Source organism: Polaribacter aestuariivivens (genome assembly GCF_005885675.1).
Taxonomy (GTDB): domain Bacteria; phylum Bacteroidota; class Bacteroidia; order Flavobacteriales; family Flavobacteriaceae; genus Polaribacter; species Polaribacter aestuariivivens.
In genome coordinates this window covers 428,689-448,063 of record NZ_VANR01000001.1, presented here as the reverse complement: position 1 = coordinate 448,063, position 19,375 = coordinate 428,689, and the positions used below count along the sequence as shown (strand labels likewise).

Genomic DNA, 19,375 nt, shown 5'->3' with positions numbered 1-19,375 from the left:
ACTCAGCATAAATAGATAATACTATTGTTATTTTAAAATTTCTTTATTTTGATTTTTTTTTCGGAGTTCAAAAATTAAGAAAGAAAAAACAATTAAATATTCTATAAAAACAAGCCATAAATTTTCTTTCCAAGGAGTATTTGCATAGGCTTGATAAGTTAAAATAATAACTAATGACCAAACTACAGGAAATTTATATTTTGTAAAAACGGATAAAATAAGTGGTGTCGCCAAGTACCAAGGATGTACTGTTGTTGCTGTAAAGTAATAAAAGCATAGGCAAAACAACATGGCAGTAATTAATTGAATTAAGGTTTTATTGTTTCTTGAAAAAGCAACAATAATCAAAAATAGAATTGTTACTATAGGTGTAATTTTACCAATAATAGCAATTTCATTATAGCCTCTAAATAAATAGCCTATTTCTCTAAAAACATAATAGAAACTAGCGTTAAACTCAAAGTTACGAAACCATAAACCTACAGAATTTGAGTAGTTTGCTATTAATTCTGATGAATAAAAGGGTAAAAACAACAGCATTGTAATTGCAATAATAATTGTATAAAAACTTATTAAATTTAAAAAACCTTTATAATTCAATTTTTGTTTAGCGAATGAAGTTGTTCCAACTGTAGCTTCATTATTATTTTTTTTCACAAACCATTGAAAAAAGAGTGGTAAAAACAATAAAGGAATAAGTTTTACTGAAATTGAACAAGCTATTAAAATTGCAGCCCAAATCCATTTTTGTTGGTGTAACTTATAAAAACCCCAAACTAAAAAAAATAACATTACAGATTCAAAATGTAAATTACCTGTCATTTCAATAATAATGAAAGGATTTAAAATGTACCAAAAAATGTTTTTAACTGGTAATTTTAAACGTTCTAATAATTTTTTTCCGAAATATAAAATTCCAATATCTGCTAAAATGATGATTAATTTTAAAACAATTACAGCACCAAAAATACTTTTGCTAGAAAAAATGGCTGCAATTAAAAAACATAATTGATTTACTGGAGGGTAATTTGTGTAATGACTACCGTTTAAAGTTCCCATACCAGTATACAAAGTATTTGAATCTGAAACTGGTGCTAGGTTTTGATGGATAAATGTTTCTGGTAATGATAAATACGGATTAAATCCGTTTAATATCATGCGCCCATCCCAAATGAATCTATAAAAATCTTGCGATAAATTTGGTATTGCAAACAGAAAAATTAATCTAAAAAGAATAGCAATACCTGCATAAGTAGTAAAGGAAATGTTGTTGTTTTTTAATAAAAAATAAAAACAAGCAAATAAAGAAAACCAAAGAGTTATGAGTGAAAAAAATGAAGTTCTTTCTAAAAAATAGGCAAAAATAAAATAGAAAATTATGCTAAAACTAATTAGAAAAATTGCTTTATTTTTTTCTGAAAAAGGCATTATGCTTTTGAAAATATAGATTTGAAAAACACATAACTAAAACCAATAAAAAGCATTAAATGAAATGGAAAGAGACCAAAATCACCACCTTGATTTCCTACAATAAATGCACTGTACATACCAAAGGCAAAATATATAGCCAAAGCACCTTCAATAACCACATGTATTGATGGTTTTTTCTTGATATACTTATTTGTTTTCCAAGCGTCTTTAATATTTTTTATGTTAAACTTTGGGGTTCTAACAAATTCACTTTTTTTACCAAAATGCCCCTCTAAAACAGCAATAGTATTATGTAAAGAAAAGCCCATTGCAATTGAAAAAAACGTGAAAAAAGCACCAATATATTTAATGAAGTTTAAAAAACCACCACCATAAATGTTTTTATACATATACCAATAGCAAACAAAAAAGATTAATGAACTTATTACAAAGAAGCTCATTACATAAAAGTATACTTTTAAATGTTCGTATTCATTTTTAATATATAACATTGGTATACTTAACACTGCAACTAAAAAAATACAGGTAAACATTGAGCTGTTTAGCAAATGTAATAAACTGTGAATTTTTGTTTTTAATGATATGTTTTTGCTAGTAATTACTCTTCGCATCATTTTTTGAAAATTTTCTGCACCACCTTTATTCCATCGAAATTGTTGAGATCTAGCTGCGCTAATTACCACTGGTAATTCTGCAGGTGTTTCAACTCTTTCTAAATATTTAAATTCCCATTTTTTTAGTTGAGCTCTATAGCTCAAATCCAAATCTTCAGTTAAGGTGTCTCCTTCCCAGTTTCCAGCATCATAAATACATTCTTTTCGCCAAATTCCAGCAGTTCCATTAAAATTTATAAAATGGCCCTTACTGTTTCTACCCACTTGTTCTAACGTAAAGTGAGCATCTAAAGCAAATGCTTGTATTTTTGTTAATGTAGAGTAGTTTCTGTTAATATGACCCCATCTTGTTTGAACAACACCAATTTTTTCGTTTTTAAAATACGGTACAGTTTCTAACAACCAGTTTGTTTGTGGTAAAAAATCTGCATCAAAAATGGCAATAAATTCACCTTTTGCAATCTTTAAACCCTCTTTTAAAGCACCTGCTTTAAAACCTTGTCTGTTACTTCTTCTAATATGTTGTATGTCAATTCCTTTTTCTTGTATTTTTTTGATGTGTTTTGCAGTAGTTTCAACAGATTCGTCTGTAGAATCATCTAAAACCTGAATTTCTAACTTATCTATTGGATATTCTAATTTTGCAATATTTTTTAACAAGCGTTTCATTACATACAATTCATTATAAACTGGCAATTGTATGGTTACATAGGGTATTTCTTCTTTATTATTAAAGTCGAATTTTTCTGAAGTATCTACTTTTTTTCTTGCTTTTAAATAGTTAAAAAGTAAGTTTAATTGAGCCAAAGCATATAAAAATATAAGCAATAGCGAAATAGAATAAATTATTATGATGATGTATTCTAAAATCATTTTATTTAAAACTGTATTTAAAAATCCAACCTAAAATTTTAATACCTGCCATAACACTTCCTTTTACAGTTCCAGAAACTTTGGATACTCCAATTCTGTTTCTGTATTTTACAGGAATTTCTATGTAAGATAATTTTTGTTTCAATGCTTTCAATTGCATTTCTACTGTCCAGCCATAGGTTTTATCTTCCATTTTTAATGCTAATAACTTATTATATTTTATGGCTCTAAATGGTCCTAAATCTGAAAATTTAGCATTAAAAAAAACTTTCATTAAAAAAGTTGCCAGCCAATTACCAAAAATTTGCTGTGGTGTCATGGCGCCATTTTCTCGCAATTCTTTTACGCGAGCACCAACAACAAAATCGATATTATTTTGAATAATAGGAGCTACTAATTCTGTTAATTGTTCTGGATAATCAGAATAATCACCATCTAAAAATACAACAATATCTGGTTGTATTTCTTGATTATGTATGTGTTCCATTCCTTTTAAACATGCGTAACCATATCCTTTTTTGTTTTCAGTTAAAACTGTAGCACCTGCATTCGTAGCGTTTTCTATTGTTTTATCTGTAGAGTTATTGCTAACAACAATAACTTCTTGAACATTTTTAGGTATATCATTTATTACGTTTGCAATGGAATCTTGTTCATTGTAAGCAGGAATAATTACTTTAATTAGTGGGTTTGTCATCTTAGGTCATTTAGATTGTTTTCTTCTTTAAATGAAGAAAAATCTGTCCATTCTTTTATTTTTACTCCTTTTTTATATTTACTAGCTTTCACTAATTTTTTATTACTATACATTAAGCAATATCCATTTTTTTGATTATTTTTTAGTTGACATTTATGGTTTATAATACCTTTTTTGTCATAAAATAACCACCAATTCAATTTTACACCATTTTTAAAATGACCTTCCTTTTCTACTATCGAATTTGGGCGGTAAAAATACCAATATTTTATTTCTAAATTGTTTTTGTAGTGACCTTCTTTTTGCAAACTACCATTTTCGTAATAAAATTTCCAATAATCTACCTTGTTTTCATTTAAAACCCAACCTTCTTGCTTTATTTGCCCATTTTTATAAAACTCTTTTTCATATTTTTTTTGTGAAAAAACATTTGTTGAGCAAAAAAATAAAATAATAACAATGATTGCTTTAGAATAAAATAGGTGTAATATTTTTCTCTTACGTTTAATGTTGTTAAAGTTTTTATTTTTCATTTACCAAGTCCATCAAATCAACATCATTTCCAAGTAAAATTTCTGTTGGATTGATTCTACCATCTTCAGGACCATTTTCTAATTTTAAAACACCTCTTGGACAAACTGCAGAACAAACTCCGCAACCAACACAGCTAGAACGTATGATATTTTCTCCTTTTTGGGCATAAGCTCTTACATCTATTCCCATTTCACAATAAGTAGAACAATTTCCACAAGAAATACATTGACCTCCATTTGTGGTAATTCTAAATCTTGATTTAAAACGTTGTACCAAACCTAAATATGCAGCTAAAGGACATCCAAATCTACACCAAACTCTATTTCCGAAAATAGGGTAAAAACCTGTACCAATAACACCAGCAAACCAAGCACCAATTAAAAAACTGTAGGTATCTTTTATCCATTGAGAATTAATGCCTAAAAAAGATTGAGCTCCAGAAAAATAACAATAGAGTGTTATTATGGTCATAACTAATGAAAAGACTAATACAGCATGAATTAACCATCGCTCTAATTTCCAGGCGTTTAAACTTTTATCAGAATGTTGTCTGTAAGGATCACCAAGTGTTTCAGCCAATCCTCCACAACCACAAACCCAAGAACAATACCATCTTTTCCCGAAAAAATATACCATTACTGGCACTATAATTAAGGTTAAAACGATACCCCAAACCAAAATAAAAATTCCTATTCCTCCACTTTCTGTTAATGATTTTAAGTTCCATTCAAAGAAAAAATCATAATCTAAAGGAAACGCATTTTTAAAATCATACCCTGGCATGTTTAGGCTACTCATGATTTCCGGAATTAAAAACGCAAAAACAATCTGAAAAAACAACACTGAAGTTGTTCTAATAATTTGATACTTGTTATGCCTGTATTTTATATACATTCTTACAGCCATGGTTAACATTACAACGCAGTATAAAAATCCATATACAAACCATTGAGAGGCAGCACCTCCATTTAGAGCATTACTTATAGGATCTAAAATAAATGTCCAGTTTACAATATAATCTGGATAAAAATAAAGCACTAGATAAAACACAACCAAATAAATTAAAACCAACCAAGCAATAAAACCTCTGTTTGTAGCTGAGTTGTGATAAATATGATCATTTTTAATACCTGGTTTTCCTAGTAAAATTAAATTTGGAAGCATAAAAAGTAAAGCGCCAATAATTGCCAATCCAAAAGTTAAAAACCACAATAAGCCTACATTTTCTTTTACAAAACCGCTACCAGCTTTTTTTGCCAAAGTGTAGCTTAAAGTATGAGGTTTGCCGTTAATAATATATTGATACTGAGCCCCTTTTTTGTCCCATTTTTTTTCCTTATTGTATTTGTCAATTAAATTGTAATAAGGTTTATTTGCTTCTTCAAAGGCATTTCTTACAAGTGTAGAAAATTCAAAAATGTTTATTTTTTTTGAAGTTACAACTGCTTCTGTAAGTTCTTCTTTGATGTATTCGTTTTTATACTTTTTTTCTTTAATAAACTCATCTAATTCAGCAGAAGTTAAATTAAAAGAACCTGTAAAAATACTTCCTGTAAAAATGGCTAATCCTATTAAAAAGATTACTAAACCTGTATATTTTATTGCTTTCATCTTTTATGCTTTGCTAAAAATTCGTTTCCAACTTTTCTTTTTCAGTTGAATGTTTGTATTATTTTCTTTATTGAATTTTGTTACAATTTCTTTTTCATGAAGTTTGTAAAATTCTGGGTCAAAATTGGCATCAAGTAAATGCTCTAAAACATGTTCTATTGATTTTTTTTGAGTAAGCCAGTTGTCAAAAATTTCATGACGCATTCTAATTCCAAAAGTGTTTATTCCTAAAAATAATTTTGAATTTTTATCAAAAGAAATGGTTATACATTTATTTTCTTTTGGATGTTTCCATTGAAAATAGGCTTCGTTTTCTTTCTTGTTTCTTTCACTAAAAACCCAACCATACGTTTGATACTCGATGTCTAAAAATTTTGCAGAATTAAACCAATGTCCAGGTTTGTATGCTGTTTTGTTACCACAAATTGTTTGTGCTAAAGTTTCGCCCATCATTCTACCTGTATACCAAACAGCTTCAATGTTTCTTCTTCGTCCTATAGCTTCATGTTGTTCAGCACAATCTCCAATTGCGTATATGTTTTTAATATTTGTTTCTAAAAAGCGGTTTACTTTTACGCCTTTATCTGTTTCAATTCCAGAGGTTTTTAGAAAATCGATATTTGGAGTAACTCCTGCTGTTAAACCAACAACATTGCATGGAATTTCTTCACCAGTTTCTTCAATAATTATAGATTTTACTTGTCCGTTTTCATCAGCTTTAATTTCTTTTAAATTTGTACTTAAACGTAAATCTATATGATGTTCTTTGATATGTTTATTAATCATTTCAGATTCTTGTGCCGGTAAAACACCATTCCAAAAACTATCTTCTCTTACTAAAAATGTAACCGGAATTTTTCGGCTTCTTAACATTTCTGCAAGTTCAATACCAATTAAACCACCACCAACAATAACAGCTCTCTTGCAAGTTTCATTATCTGGCGCATATTTTTCTAAATTGTCTAAATCTTGTTTGTGATACATTCCCATAACACCAGATAAATCTTGACCAGGCCAACCAAATTTATTTGGTTTAGAGCCAGTGGCAATAATTAGTTTGTCGTAAGAAAGTGTTTCACCATTTGTAAATTCAAGTTGATTTTTTTCTGTATTCACAGCAGCCACAAAACCTTCTTTAAGATGAATGTTATTTTTCTCCCAAAACCAGTTTTCATAAGGTTGTGTATGTTCAAATTTCATATGTCCCATGTAAATATACATGAGTGCGGTTCTGGAAAAAAAATACTTGGTTTCTGCTGAAACAATTGTAATTTTTTTATCAGAATTTTTTCTAATATGTCTTGCAGCAGTTACACCAGAAATTCCATTACCTATAATAACGATATGTTCCATAGTTGATTGATTATTACTTTTTATGTCGCAGTTAAAGTTAAGAACTTAATATTAAAATACAGTTTAGAATTGTTTTAAATAAAGTTTTTGGTTTGTAAGTATTTCATAAAAGCATAGACTTAATGTTTGAGTTTTTTTAAATATCCAACAAAATAAAATCAACCAAAATGAGTAAATTAATTTCAAGAGTTTTTATTACAGCTGTTTTAATAGTTAGTTTTCAGTCTTTTGCACAAGAAGATGATGATAATAAAAGCAACATTCAAACCTACACACCTTCAAAATTATTAGACAAAAATCAATGGGATATTAAGTTTTTTAATAACTTATATACAGAAACAAAAGACTTGTTTGGACCTGATGGCACAAAGAGAACAAAGCCAAGAGAAAATTACCTAACATCTACAGTAGAAGTTTTTACTGGAATTTCTGATAACAATAGAGTAAACTTAGGTGTAATTGTAGAGTTTCGTTCTAATAATATTGGTGGTAGAAATGCTTTGTCTGTATTTAGTTTTGATGAAAGAGCAGCAATAACAACAATTGCTCCATCATTAAAATGGCAACCTTTTGAGAACATTGGTAATTTTTCTGTACAATCTTCCATTCATATTCCATTAGTAAAAAACGAAACAAAAAATGATGTTTTTTTAGATGAAGCAGCTTGGAATATTCAAAATAGATTTTTTTATGACCACACTTTTTCTAGCGGAAAATGGCAATTATTTACAGAACTTAATACGCAATACTTTTTTGGTAAAGAAGATGTAAGTACTACAGATAACCTAGGAAGAAGAACAACTATTGAAGGTAGTTTTGCCTCAAATACATTTATTTTAAACCCTGGTTTATTTTTGAGTTATTTTCCATCAGATAAATCTACAGTTTTAGGTTTTGTACAACATACAAATAGGTTTGGAGATTTTACACAAGATTTTACAACAGTAGGTTTTGGAGGTAAATACCAATTAACAGACGTATTAAACTTAGAAGCTTTGTACAGTAAATTCGTAAGAGGTAATGCAACTGGTTTAGGAGAAAGTTTTAACATTGGTTTAAGAGCGTTGTTTTAACAAAAAGAAGTATTTTTAGGGAGATTTATGAAAACAAAAAACTTCCTTTTACTACTGTTAATTATTTTAAATTTTTCTTGTAAAAGTCAAACTAAAAAAATTAATGGAGTCAGTTTTGTAGCATCAAGAGATTCTATAAACAGCAAACATATAACACCAGTTTTAAAGGCACAAAGCAATTATGTTGCGTTGATGCCTTTTGGTTTTATTAGAAACCTTTCAACACCAAAAATAATTCATAATACGAACAGACAATGGTTTGGAGAAACTAAAAATGGGTTATTACAATACGCAGAAAGATTTCAAAAAGAAGGTGTAAAAATTATGGTAAAGCCACATATTTGGGTTTATCGCGGCGAATTTACAGGAAATATAAAAATGACTTCTGAAGAAAGCTGGCAAGTTTTAGAAAATTCTTACTTAAGTTTTATATTAACTTATGCAAACGCTGCTGAAAAATTAAAAGCAGATATTTTTTGTATTGGTACAGAATTAGAACAATTTGTAATAAACAGACCCGATTATTGGCAAAAAGTAATTAAAGAAATTAGAAAAGTTTACAAAGGAAAATTAACCTACGCTGCAAATTGGGACGAGTTTAAAAGAGTGCCTTTTTGGAGTGAATTAGATTTTATAGGTGTAGATGCTTATTTTCCTCTAACAGATAAAAAATCGCCATCAGTAGCAGATTTTGAATTGGGTTGGACGCCACATAAAAACGAAATAATAAAAGTTCAAAAACAATTTAATAAACCTGTTTTATTTACCGAATTTGGTTACAGAAGTGTCGATTTTTCAGGAAAAGAACCATGGAACTCCAATAGAGTAGAAGATAGTGTAAATTTACAAGCACAAGTAAACGGATTGCAAGCAATACACAATCAATTTTGGAAAGAAAATTGGTTTGCTGGTGGTTTTGTATGGAAATGGTTTCATAGTCATGAAAGAGTTGGAGGAGAAAAAAACAACAGATTTACACCGCAAAATAAACCTGCAGAAGAACTTTTAAGAACTTTGTATTCTCAATAAAACATGATAAATATCCTGTTTTATGCTAATAGATTGCTTTAAATTTGAGTAGTTTAAATAAACAATACTTATGAAAAAAATAGTTGTACCCGTAGATTTTTCAAATCACTCAGAAAATGCACTTAAAACAGCTGCACAATTAGCAAAAAAAATAAATGCATCTATCATTGCATTGCATATGTTAGATTTACAAGAAGTTAACTTAGCAGAAAGCCCAAGTTATCAACAAGAAAAAGCAGTATTTTTTTTAAAGATAGCCGAAAAAAGATTCAAAACTTTTTTAGAAAAAGAGTATCTGAAAGACGTAAAAGTTGTGCCAATTATAAAGCACTACAAAGTTTTTAGTGAAGTAAATGTAGTAGCCAAAGAAGTTGGTGCCGAATTAATTATAATGGGTTCACACGGAGTTAGCGGATTAAAAGAGTTTTTTATAGGATCCAATACAGAAAAAGTAGTTAGATACTCAGAAATTCCTGTTTTGGTTATTAAAAATGAATTACATGATGTAAATTTTAAAGATATTGTTTTTGCTACAGATTTTTCAGAAGAATCTATTCCTGCATTTAAAGAAATGCTAAAAACTTTGGATTTATTTGAAGCAAAAAAACATATTTTGTATGTAAATTTACCAAACGAAAACTTTAAAACAACTGCAGAAATGGATGCTTTAGCGCATCAATTTTTAATGAAAGCCGAAGGAAATATAGATAGGTTAATAAATGTACATTTTGTTTGTGAAAGATCTATAGAACAAGGTATTTTAAATTTTTCAAATGCAATAGGTGCAGATTTAATTTCAACAGCAACTCATGGCAGAAAAGGTTTGTCACATATCTTTTCTGGAAGCATTTCTGAAGATTTAAGCAACCATTCAGCATTACCAATTATTACTTTTAAAATTTAAATTATTAATGAATAGTAAGCGTTTTTTATTTTTTATACTTTTTGTCTCAGTATTTTTTTCTTGTTCTGATGATGGAGGTGATGTTGTAGTACCAAGAAATTTACAACAATATATTGATGAAAATTCAAACCGTGAAATAGATAATTTAATTGCTTGTGCTACAAATGCTGAAGCAAATACAAGTTTAAATTATATTTTTTACTACCCTGTAGAAGGAGCAACAGATATACGTTACTATGAAATGGAAGATGCAAATGCAGACCAAACTAATTTTTCAAACTACAGAAGAAGTTCTTTAACCCAAGAAGCTGTTTTTGGAGGTAAGCTAGAAAGATTTTCTCGTCCAAGTTCATTAGAAACTTGGTGTTTGGTAACGTATTTAACAGAAGGTAAATTACATATTTCAGACCCAATAAAACTAAAAAACACCTCCAAACCAACAGAATATTCAGCCTCAACAAACATAACATATCCAACAACTTTATCACCAAAATTTACTTGGGAAGATGGTACTATTAAAGAAAATGTAATTTATTTTCAAGTAATTTCTGATGAAGAAAATTCTTTTATTTCAGGCACATATACTACAGAAAAAACATTTCAGTTTTACGACACAAGTAATGTTGTTTTAAATATTAACACTTCAACTCCAGAAGATTTGGTAGAAGATGAAATTTATAATTTCACTTTAATGGGAGTTAGTGAAGATAATTGGGTAAATCTTATTATTGAAAAACAATTTATTCCAAGAAATTTAGAAGAATACATAGCAGTAAATTCAGACAAAACATTAGACACTGCACTCGCTTTTGCTGGAAATGCAAACGGAAATAAAGAAACCACCTATATTTACTATTATCCTATAATAAATTCTTTCGATTTTAGATATTATGAAACTGAAAATACAACTGTAGATGAAACAGATTTTTCAAATTACAGAAGAAAAAACCTAACAAACGTTGCTGTTTTTGGTGATCAATTCAGGCGTTTTTCCAACAACAGATCTAAAGAAGTTTGGTGTGTGGTAACTTATATTACTGATGGTAAATTACACATTTCAAAACCAATAAGAACAAAAAATCAAACCAGAACAACAGAGTGGAAAAGTACAGTAGAAATTACTTACTCAGAAACTTTAAAACCAACTTTTACTTGGCAAGATGGTACTTTTCCAGAAAACGAAAAATACTTACAAATACTAACAAAAAGTGATAATACTTTTCTTTCAGGTACATTTACTACAGAAAAAACTTTTACGTATTATGATGATTCTAATGTAATTGATAATTTGAATAGAACTACTCCTCCAGCATTGGTTTTAGACGATGAAAATACATTTAATTTATTAGGAATAAGTTCCGATAATTGGGTGAATTTAGTAATTCAAAAAACGTTTATTGTTGAATAATGATGCGTAAGAATTTCTTTTTTCTTACTCTTTTTTTGCTTTTTGCAGGCTTTTTACATTCACAAGAAAATCAAGTAATTCAGGTAAAAATAAAAGGTGCAGAAAAATTAAAAAGTTCTTTTGTAAACAAAATACTTACAACTAAAAAACATCAAAAATTAGATTCTATAAAGTTAGAGAATGATTTAATATTTTTAAAAAGATTACCTGCTATTAGTAATGCTTTTTACGAGGTGCATTTTGTCGAGAAAAATAACTATGAAGTACTATTTTTTTTAGAAGAAAATTTCACTATTATTCCAGAAGTTAATTTTTGGACCACAACAAACAAGCAGTTTGCTTTTAAAATTGGTTTGTATGACTATAATTTATTTGGTAGAAATATTACTTTCGGAGGTTTTTATCAAAATAATGGATTCAATTCATACGGTGTAAACTTTAGAGCACCAAATTTATTTGCTAAAAAATGGGGTTTGGCTGTGAACCATCAAAACTGGAAAAGTGAAGAACCTTTGTTTTTCAACAATACATCAGCCAATTATTTATACAATAACATTTCTTTTGAAGTCTTAGCATTACATCAATTCAACCTAAAAAATAGTATAGATTTTGGTGTAAATATTTTTTCTGAAGATTATACCTATTTATCTGGAGCTACAGATAGTTCAGTGCCTCAAAAATTAAATTTAAATAAAGCTCTTTTTAAACTTGTTTATACCTATGATACTTTGAATTATTTTTATCAATACGTAAATGGTTTTAAAAGCATTTTATATGCACAATATGTACTAACAGAAAACGATTTTCAAAATGAATTTTTAATTGCTTGGAATGATTTTTTATATTTTAAAAGAGTTGGAAACAAAGGAAATTGGGCAAACAGGTTACGTTTTGGATTATCAACAAACGAAAATTCTCCATTTGCACCATTTGCATTAGACAATAACGTAAATATTAGAGGAGTTGGTTTTTTAGTTGATAGAGGAACAGGAGTTGCAACTTTAAACTCTGAATTTAGATATACAATTTATGATAAAAATTGGTTGGCAATACAAACAAATATTTTTACTGATATAGGTTCTTGGAGAGATCCAGGAGGAGAGTTAAACGATTTTTTAAAAAACGAAAAATTAAGAATTTATAGTGGTTTCGGACTTCGTTTTATCAGTAAAAAAGTATACAATGCAACGTTTAGAATCGATTACGGTTTTAAGGTTTATGATGGTAAAAGCAATTCAAAAGGAGGGTTGGTTTTTGGAATCGGACAATATTTTTAAAAAAATAAATTATGAAAAGAACCTTTGCAATAGGAGATATACATGGAGGCTTAAAAGCCTTACTTCAGGTTTTAAATAAAATGGAAATAACAGAAAAAGACACCTTAATTTTTATGGGTGATTATGTAGATGGTTGGAGCGAATCTGCTCAAGTAGTTCAGTTTTTAATTAATTTATCAGAAAAAATTAACTGTATTTTTATCAAAGGAAACCATGATGTTTGGTGTGAAAATTGGTTGAAAAAAGAGGAGGTAAATCCTACTTGGTATATGTATGGAGGAAAAGAAACTATTGATAGTTACGAAGGTTTTTCTATTGAAGAAAAAAAGCAACATTTAACCTTTTTCGAAAATATGCCTTTGTATTATTTAGATGATGAAAATCGTTTGTTTTTACATGCTGGTTTTACATCAATGCATGGTGTTGAAAAAGAAATTTTTAAAGAAAATTTTTATTTTGACAGAACTTTATGGGAAATGGCTCTGATTGCAAATCAAAAAATAGATGAAAATTCGGCATTTTATCCTAAAAGAGTTAAACATTATAATGAAATTTTTATAGGGCATACACCTACTTTAAATTTTAATATAGAAAAACCTATGAATGCTCTAAATATTTGGAATATTGATACTGGTGCAGCATTTACAGGAAAAATTTGTGCGATGAACGTAGTAACAAAAGAGTATGTTCAAAGTAATTACCAAGCTTATATCCAAATGAAAAAGGGAGGAATAAATAGACTTTTCAGAAGATTATCTTATCAACTTTGTGGAGAAACCCCTAATATATCAATATAAATTACTTTAAATTTTTTTTTACTTTTCTGCGTTTCGCAAGAAAAACAGGTTTACTTTTTACTTAAAGGATACAATTCTTGCTTTAAAAAACCTTTAGGGAAGTTTTCATCACCATCAAAACCCAATTCAATATCTTTTCCTGAATGTGGTATGTAATTTGTTTTAAAAATATAGTCCCAAATACTTAGTGTAAGACCGAAATTTACACCGTATTTTCTTTCTTCTGGTAATTCTTTTGAGTGATGCCAAATGTGCATTTTTGGATTGTTTAAAATGTATTTTAGCCAACCATAATCCCAATTGATGTTTGCGTGATTCAAATGTCCAATGGTAATATTAAAAAAATGTACAAAAGCTACATCTTGTGCAGAAAAACCTCCAATAATAGCTAATGGAATATAACGTAAAGAATTATAAACTACAGGTTCCATCCAATGATAACGCAAGTGTGCGGCAAAGCCCATTTCTTTTACTGAATGATGTATTTTATGAAAATTCCATAAAAATTCAGATCTATGTAATAATCTGTGTGTCCACCATTGCACAAAATCTACTACAATAAAAAAGATAAAAATTCGTGCAAAAAATGGTAGTTTATTAATATCTAATAACTGAAAATTAGAGAGCTGTAAACCTATAATTCCTAAAATATCATTAAAAATTTCAGCTGCAGAATTTGATAAAGCAATCAACACAATTAAGTTTAATAAAAAGAAATTAAAAAACATGTAAAAAGTGTCTAACCAAAAATCTTTTCTGAATAATGATTGGTTTTTTCGCCAAGGAAAAATAGCTTCTAACCCCCAAACTACTAAAGAAATAATAATTAAACCATAAAAATAATTCTCCCAATTCAGTTCCATTAAAACAGAATTTTTAAGATAATTCCAGTAACTGGAATAGGAGTCTTTTATGATTTCTATGTACTTGTTCATTTACAATATCTTAATTACTTCTTTAAAAAGTGTAATCATTTTTGGCTCAGCTTCACCAGCAATGGCAATAATTTCTGCAATATCTACAGGTTGTAAGTTTTTAGGATCGCATTCATCTGTTAATACAGAAATAGCAGCACAAGGTAAATTTAGTTGTTTGGCAACAATAACTTCTGGCACTGTGCTCATTCCAACTGCATCTGCTTCTAAAATTTGCAACATTCTATATTCTGCTCTTGTTTCTAATTGCGGACCAATAACGCTGGCATATACACCTTTGTGTAACTGAATTTTTTGTTCTGTAGCAATTAAGTTTAGTTGTACATTAATCTCTTTCGAATAAGGTTCTAACATATCTGCAAAAATATTTCCAAAATCTTTGGCTCCTTTAAATGCCAAAGGTGAGCTTCCTTGAAGGTTTATGTGGTCTTCAATCAGCATTAAATCACCTTTTTTATAATTTAAATTTATAGCGCCAGCTGCATTAGAAATAAGTAAGTTTTTAATACCTAAACCATGCATTGTTCTAATGCCGTAAGTAACTTCCCATGGATTGTAACCTTCGTATAAATGAAAACGACCAGACATTACAATTACTTTTTTACCAGATAAGTTTCCATAAATTAATTTTCCGGAATGAAACTCTACAGTAGCTTGTGGAAAATGAGGAATATCTGCATATGTAATTTCAGATATAATAGATATTTCATCTACTAATTTGCCTAAACCTGTACCTAAAACGATTCCTATTTCTGGGTTTATAACTCCGTTAGATTTTAAAAAACCAATTGTTTCTTTTAATTGTTGTAGTTTCATGTATACTGAATTTATTTATTATGATTATTCAGTATTAAAATCAATTACTGAATTACCAATTTTTGAGTTTTAGACGCATTTTCAACAGAAAATTTAATCATATAAATTCCTGGTTGTAAGAAAGAAACGTCAATTACTTTTAATGCGTTTTTCTTTCGATAAAAAACTTGTTTTCCTAAAACATTAAAAATACGAATTTCTGCAGAATTTGCATTCATATTTTGAATTCGAATTTCGGTTTTTGCTGGATTTGGATATACTTTTATTTTCTGGATGTCAAAACTATTCACAGATAAAACACTGCAGTTTGATGAAGTAAAATTATTAAATGTTCCTAAATCCCAAAAATGATTGAATTGTAAACAGTAAAAGAAAACTTTATCAAATTTTGTGATGTCTTTTCCAGTTGGAATTGCAACAGTATAAGTTTGTGCTCCACTTGGTTGTGTTAAGCCAATTTCAAAATGATTCAAATCGGCAATTAAAGTTTGTGCTAAAACAGCATCCGATTTTCCATTAGAATCAACTAAAAAAGCACGAACATCTGGTCCAGAAGCTGTACTGAAATTACTAGCTAATTTTAATGTAACAGTATTGTTTGTGTTTAATGTGATAGAAACGTCGCCAGTAACATTGTAAGAACTATCATCTGGATTGTTACCAAAGCCATTCAAATTTTCTGAACACTGTCCATTTGTTTGAAAAAAAAGGAATACAAAAAATAGTGAAAGTAGTGTTGTTTTCATACAAAATTATTTAGAGTTGATAAACGTATTCATGATTTCTGGGATGTTTTCAATATCCTCATATACATCTATGTCGTTTTTAAACTCTAATAATTTCACTTTTTTGTTTTTTAAATCTGTTAAAGTGTCTTTTCTAACAGTTTCTGTTCCCCAATCTTTATTTTTAAAGACATTTTCTTCCAAAGAATTCATGCCTAATAAATAATAACCTCCATCTTCTGCAGGTCCAATAACCACATCATTAGTATCTAATTCATGAAACGCTTTTTCTATATTTTTAGACGATAAATCGTATAAATCACTCCCAATAATTAATACTTTTTTGTAGCCAGCATCAAATCCGTTTTTGAAAGCATTTTTCATTCGAATGCCCAAATCTTCGCCAAATTGTTGGTGTTTTTGAAAAATTTCAGGGTTCCAAATATCATTTTCTCGAATTTTTACGGAATAATAAACAGCTTTATCTGCAGTTTTTACTTCCGAAGAAATATTTCTGGTTCTTTCTAATAAAAACTTATAAATCTCTAAAGCAGTTTCGTCACCAACTTTTTTTGCTAAACGAGTTTTTGCTTTTCCTAATTCAGGATTTCTAGTAAATATTAGCAGTAGGTTTTTATTCATAAACTTTTTTTCCTTTTTTAAGCCATTTGCCCCAGTTTTTACTGAAAGCATGTACCTTTTCAGTTTCGTTTCCAAGTGTATCTACTACTTTAAAATTGGCGTTTTTCCATTCAAAAATGCCTCCATATAAATTGTAAACGTTTGTGTAACCTTCTTCAATTAATTTGTGAGCAACAGTTTCTGAGCGAATTCCTAAAGAACAATACACCACTATTTTGGTGTTTTTATCTTTTGGTATTTTTTTTAAAGTTTCTTTTAATTTAAAATCATCATAACCAACACGAATTGCACCTTTTAAATGGCTAACATTAAATTCTTTTTCTTCTCTAGCGTCTAGTAAAATAGCTTTTGTTTTTGGTAACGCTAGTGTTTCTACAGAAATGTAAGGTACATTTCTGGTATTCCACTTATCTAATAATTTATCTAGTTTTTTTTGTGCAGAAACTGTTGTGGAAACTAATAATAAAAGGATGAATATTTTTTTCATTTTTTAAATTTTAAAGTTGAATTCCAAAGCCTTGTAAACCAGTTTCAATTGGAGGTAAAATTTCTGTATTATCCCAAATTCCTGTGACAATTGTTCTTGAATATTCTTCAGGAAGCAAGCCATTTTGCATTAATTTACTGGTTAGTTTGTAATTGTACTCTAGTGTTTTATGTGTAAAGTTAAAACTATTATCTGAATCATCTAAAACAGCATACCAAACTGATGAATTTCCATCATTAGCTGGCATTCCAATTACTCCTGCATTCAACCAAAGTTTGTCTTTTTCTTGATGATTGAAAGGCAAACCACAATGTCCGCCAATTATAACATTAGCATTTGTTGCTTCAAAATTGGGTTCTTTTACTGCCCAATCTGTAGATTTAAAAATAAATTCTGATACATTAAAATAAGAACCATGTACAACAACTACTCGTTTATTTCCATATTCAAAGGAAATATGATTGGGAATTGTTTTTAAAAACTCCAACGAATTTTCAGACAATTTACTTTGTGCATAAGGATACCAAAGTTGAGAAAAACCATCACAACGTGAACCTTCTCTAAAATCACAGCCACAATCTGCTGCATTTTCTCTTAATTGAATTTCTACATTTCCAGCAATACTATGAACTCCCCATAATTTTAATAATTGCACAGTTTCTTCAGGTTGTGCACAATAACCCACAATATCTCCAGTGCAAATACAATTTTCTGGCGAAATATTTTCTTTTTCAGCAATTTGTTTTAAAGCTTCCAAAGCTTGTAAATTGCTGTAAACACCTCCAAAAATGAGTGTTTTACCCGATATTTTGCCTAAATGTTTTATTTCTTGATCCATTTTGGAATAAAATATAAAATGATACAACTTAAAATACCCCAAAGATTTACCCAAAGTAAATCTGCATATTTTCCTTTTGTAAAAATTAGTGACTCAGGAAACTTGTTAAAAACTAAAAGTATTCCAAAAATTAAACCACAACTTACACTTGCATAAAAACTGATTTTTGGCACTTTTATATTCCAAAAGATAAAAACCGGTGTTAACCCGATAACCATCGTTCCAGAAATGGTGGTTGCCGATAAAATTTCTGCTCCAAAAAATACGGGTAATGTTCCTAAAACTGCCACAATTATCATGGAAATTCTTCCGAAAGAAACCGTTTTTCCTAAATTTAAATCTACAGATAATAACTTAGAAAATGATGAAAATGTAGAGTCTAATGTAGAAGCAGCAGAAGTAATCATAATAAAGTTTATCACCAATAAAATTACAACACCCAAGGCTTTACCAACTTCTACAGCTGCTTGCCCTTTCATACCTTGTGACTGCGCATATACACCAATTACACTAAATAAAATAATACAAATTGCACCTAAAATACTTGCCCATAAAAAACTTTTACGTGTTACTTTTGGTGAACTTATAAAACCTCTATCTGTTAAAACAGGATCGTGAAAAGGATAACTAAAAGATTGAATAAGAGCCGCAAAAAAGAGGTTTAAACCTAGTTCAAAACTCCATTTTCCTGACGTAATGATTTCTTTCGTTGTAAATTCTTCAGCAGAAAAAATAGTCGCTAAAATAATAATTAGCAAAACAGAAAATAAAACCATTTGAATGACATCTGTAAAAATAGAGCTACTCAAACCACCTTTTAAAGCATAACCTAAGGTTAAAATTGTAAACACAAGAATAGACCAATAATAAGAAGCACTTTCCTGTTCTCCAAAATAACTTCCAATAACCATGGTGTTACTCCAAACTTCATTAAAAAGCCGAAAAGCTATTAGAATAGAGAAAACAGCCACTGCTTTTTTTCCGAATCTAGATGTTAAAAATTGATGAATACTCGTAAAACCACCTTTTACTCGTAATTGATAAATAATAACACCAGCAACTGCAAAAGAAAGATAATAACCAGCATAGGCAACTCCACCAACAATACCAAAAGACAAACCTAAATTTGCTGCATTTGTAATACTTTTTGCAAAAATCCAAGAAATGATTAAGCTTCCAGTTAATACTAAAGTATTAGGTGCTTTTTTTTGGTTTACAGCCTTAAAAAACTGGTCTGTTGTTTTTGCGAGCGGAGATAAAAAGAACAAGATTAAACTTGAACTTATTACCAAAAGCCATTGCCAATTAATTATATCCATATTTTTATAAAA

Annotated in this window: 18 protein-coding genes and 1 pseudogene; 6 read left to right on the top strand and 13 right to left on the bottom strand. The window is 29.0% G+C overall.

Annotated elements, in window-relative coordinates:
• Positions 1-27: 27 nt before the first annotated feature.
• Genes FDT66_RS01925 through FDT66_RS01900 form a run of 6 tightly spaced genes read right to left on the bottom strand, consistent with a single transcriptional unit; the run spans position 28 to position 7,113 of the window.
• The gene (locus tag FDT66_RS01925; RefSeq protein WP_138534457.1) at positions 28-1,428 is read right to left on the bottom strand and encodes a glycosyltransferase 87 family protein; all 1,401 of its coding nucleotides are present in this window, start codon (positions 1,426-1,428) and stop codon (positions 28-30) included.
• Complete coding sequence (locus FDT66_RS01920) at positions 1,428-2,918, bottom strand: cellulose synthase family protein (protein ID WP_138534456.1); 1,491 nt, start codon at positions 2,916-2,918, stop codon at positions 1,428-1,430. The genes FDT66_RS01925 and FDT66_RS01920 overlap by 1 nt, the downstream gene beginning before the upstream one ends.
• Before the next feature lies 1 nt (position 2,919).
• The gene (locus FDT66_RS01915) at positions 2,920-3,615 is read right to left on the bottom strand and encodes a glycosyltransferase family 2 protein (RefSeq protein ID WP_138534455.1); all 696 of its coding nucleotides are present in this window, start codon (positions 3,613-3,615) and stop codon (positions 2,920-2,922) included.
• Positions 3,612-4,148 (bottom strand): toxin-antitoxin system YwqK family antitoxin, encoded by a 537-nt coding sequence (locus FDT66_RS01910; protein WP_246034730.1) that lies wholly within the window; start codon positions 4,146-4,148, stop codon positions 3,612-3,614. Before FDT66_RS01910 ends, FDT66_RS01915 begins: the two co-directional genes overlap by 4 nt.
• The gene (locus FDT66_RS01905; RefSeq protein ID WP_138534454.1) at positions 4,138-5,760 is read right to left on the bottom strand and encodes a 4Fe-4S binding protein; all 1,623 of its coding nucleotides are present in this window, start codon (positions 5,758-5,760) and stop codon (positions 4,138-4,140) included. The genes FDT66_RS01910 and FDT66_RS01905 overlap by 11 nt, the downstream gene beginning before the upstream one ends.
• 3 nt (positions 5,761-5,763) lie before the next feature.
• Entirely contained in the window at positions 5,764-7,113 is a 1,350-nt protein-coding gene (locus FDT66_RS01900; protein WP_138534453.1) for an NAD(P)/FAD-dependent oxidoreductase, read from the bottom strand.
• A 167-nt stretch (positions 7,114-7,280) separates the two neighbouring features.
• Here FDT66_RS01900 and FDT66_RS01895 point away from each other — a divergent pair, with 167 nt between their 5' ends.
• The 6 genes and pseudogenes from FDT66_RS01895 to FDT66_RS01870 all read left to right on the top strand — a co-directional run bounded on the left by FDT66_RS01895 (position 7,281) and on the right by FDT66_RS01870 (position 13,543).
• Positions 7,281-8,186 carry a transporter family protein gene (locus FDT66_RS01895; RefSeq protein WP_138534452.1) on the top strand — a complete coding sequence of 302 codons (906 nt, stop codon included), beginning with the start codon at positions 7,281-7,283 and terminating at the stop codon, positions 8,184-8,186.
• A gap of 27 nt (positions 8,187-8,213) precedes the next feature.
• Entirely contained in the window at positions 8,214-9,215 is a 1,002-nt protein-coding gene (locus tag FDT66_RS01890; protein ID WP_138534451.1) for a glycoside hydrolase family 113, read from the top strand.
• 70 nt (positions 9,216-9,285) lie between these two features.
• A complete protein-coding gene (locus FDT66_RS01885; RefSeq protein WP_138534450.1) occupies positions 9,286-10,119 on the top strand; it encodes a universal stress protein in 834 nt (277 codons plus the stop codon).
• A gap of 7 nt (positions 10,120-10,126) precedes the next feature.
• Positions 10,127-11,527 carry a hypothetical protein gene (locus FDT66_RS01880; RefSeq protein WP_138534449.1) on the top strand — a complete coding sequence of 467 codons (1,401 nt, stop codon included), beginning with the start codon at positions 10,127-10,129 and terminating at the stop codon, positions 11,525-11,527.
• Entirely contained in the window at positions 11,527-12,804 is a 1,278-nt protein-coding gene (locus FDT66_RS01875) for a BamA/TamA family outer membrane protein (protein WP_317130831.1), read from the top strand. The genes FDT66_RS01880 and FDT66_RS01875 overlap by 1 nt, the downstream gene beginning before the upstream one ends.
• Positions 12,805-12,815: 11 nt before the next feature.
• Positions 12,816-13,543 (top strand): annotated as a pseudogene (locus tag FDT66_RS01870) (metallophosphoesterase family protein).
• Between the two features lie 108 nt (positions 13,544-13,651).
• Here FDT66_RS01870 and FDT66_RS01865 read toward each other — a convergent pair.
• The 7 genes from FDT66_RS01865 to FDT66_RS01835 are packed head-to-tail and all read right to left on the bottom strand — an operon-like array spanning position 13,652 to position 19,363.
• Positions 13,652-14,536 (bottom strand): sterol desaturase family protein, encoded by an 885-nt coding sequence (locus FDT66_RS01865; RefSeq protein WP_138534448.1) that lies wholly within the window; start codon positions 14,534-14,536, stop codon positions 13,652-13,654.
• Entirely contained in the window at positions 14,537-15,352 is an 816-nt protein-coding gene (locus FDT66_RS01860; RefSeq protein ID WP_138534447.1) for a purine-nucleoside phosphorylase, read from the bottom strand.
• A gap of 44 nt (positions 15,353-15,396) precedes the next feature.
• Positions 15,397-16,098, bottom strand: coding sequence for a DM13 domain-containing protein (locus tag FDT66_RS01855; RefSeq protein ID WP_138534446.1), 702 nt, complete (start codon positions 16,096-16,098; stop codon positions 15,397-15,399).
• 6 nt (positions 16,099-16,104) lie between these two features.
• Positions 16,105-16,719: a TIGR04282 family arsenosugar biosynthesis glycosyltransferase gene (locus tag FDT66_RS01850; RefSeq protein WP_138534445.1), complete on the bottom strand. Its 615-nt coding sequence runs from the start codon at positions 16,717-16,719 to the stop codon at positions 16,105-16,107.
• Positions 16,712-17,206 (bottom strand): rhodanese-like domain-containing protein, encoded by a 495-nt coding sequence (locus FDT66_RS01845; RefSeq protein ID WP_138534444.1) that lies wholly within the window; start codon positions 17,204-17,206, stop codon positions 16,712-16,714. The genes FDT66_RS01850 and FDT66_RS01845 overlap by 8 nt, the downstream gene beginning before the upstream one ends.
• A gap of 10 nt (positions 17,207-17,216) precedes the next feature.
• Complete coding sequence (locus tag FDT66_RS01840; RefSeq protein WP_138534443.1) at positions 17,217-18,044, bottom strand: metallophosphoesterase family protein; 828 nt, start codon at positions 18,042-18,044, stop codon at positions 17,217-17,219.
• Positions 18,029-19,363 carry a sodium:solute symporter family transporter gene (locus FDT66_RS01835; RefSeq protein WP_138534442.1) on the bottom strand — a complete coding sequence of 445 codons (1,335 nt, stop codon included), beginning with the start codon at positions 19,361-19,363 and terminating at the stop codon, positions 18,029-18,031. Before FDT66_RS01835 ends, FDT66_RS01840 begins: the two co-directional genes overlap by 16 nt.
• Between the last annotated feature and the right edge of the window lie 12 nt (positions 19,364-19,375).